The sequence below is a fragment of the Terriglobus sp. YAF25 genome, assembly GCF_052113305.1.
Taxonomy (GTDB): Bacteria; Acidobacteriota; Terriglobia; order Terriglobales; family Acidobacteriaceae; genus Terriglobus.
Genome location: NZ_JBFRCY010001058.1, coordinates 1 through 1,056, shown reverse-complemented (window position 1 = coordinate 1,056; position 1,056 = coordinate 1). Strand labels below are relative to the sequence as shown.

1 protein-coding gene is annotated in these 1,056 nt (G+C 58.9%); it reads right to left on the bottom strand.

Annotation, left to right across the window (positions count from 1 at the left end; translation table 11 throughout):
* The coding region (locus AB4043_RS26510) for an ArdC family protein (RefSeq protein ID WP_442308658.1) at positions 1-884 on the bottom strand (884 nt) is incomplete at its 3' end.
* Positions 885-1,056 lie beyond the last annotated feature (172 nt).

The following is a 1,056-nucleotide window of genomic DNA, read 5'->3' as shown; positions in this document are numbered from 1 at the left end:
GCGGTGGAAGGTTCGCTGTCCTCGGCTGCAACGGGCGGTTCCAGCGCGGACAGGATGAGGTTGGCAGTGTGCTGGATAACTTCCAAGCTCTCGGCCAACAGTGAGGCGTTGCCTTGATAAAGGTGGATGTAATCAGCCGAGGCGCTTTCGTTCTTGAGTCCCACGGCCTTACCGACAACAAAGGCCACGGCCTCGGCTTCAAGCTCCCGCATGGTCTTGGTGGTGGCGGTGCGGCGTTCTGCCTTGTGTAGAAGTTCGTGCGCCGCCTCGTGCACGAGAGTCGAAAACTCTTCGGCCTTGGACTGACCGGGCAGGATGGCGATGCGTCCGCCGTAGCTCATGCCAAGGGCTGGCGCAATGTTGGGGTTGTAGACAAGCTGAATGCCTTTGCTCGTGAGGAATGCGGCCAGACGGTCGATGTTGTCGCCTGGGTCGCCGCTCACTTCGTGCATGGAAGGAAGATCAACGCCGTTGGTCTGCGAGATATCGAAGACATAGGCATTGCGGAAGCCAAGCAGGAAGCGAGTGTTCTGTCTGGTGATGTCCTTCTCGGCCTCTTCGTCCTTCTTGCGACGAACGCCGACGATGGGAGCAAGGATGCGGATGCCTTTTGCGCCAGCATTGACGCTGCGGCCCATGTTCTTCCACGTCCAGAAACCAGCAACGCGGGTAGCCGTGGGCATCTGCCGGGCGATCTCCAGCACATTGCCAAAGCTGTAATTGTGAAAGCGGCTCATCGCCGTGAGGTAGTTGGTAAGAGCGTCTGACTTGCCAGCTTCCAACTGTTCAATCAAGAGCTTGATGTTGGCGGCGATGAGTTCCTGTTTGGTGAGGGGCTTTTTGCTGTCGATGGCGGTGACGTGGGTGTTGGCTTTGCTGCTCATGCTGTCTTCTCCTTGGTGGTTGGCCTTTGCACGTCCGCGTTGAAACGCGGCATGTACATGCCGAACGCCACCTGGCGAAGGCGGGGGTAGCAAACGGAAAGGTCTTCGAGCGCAGCTTTTTGGGGGGACCGCTTGCGGGGGAGCCAAAACCCGGAGGGCGAACGGCCTTGCA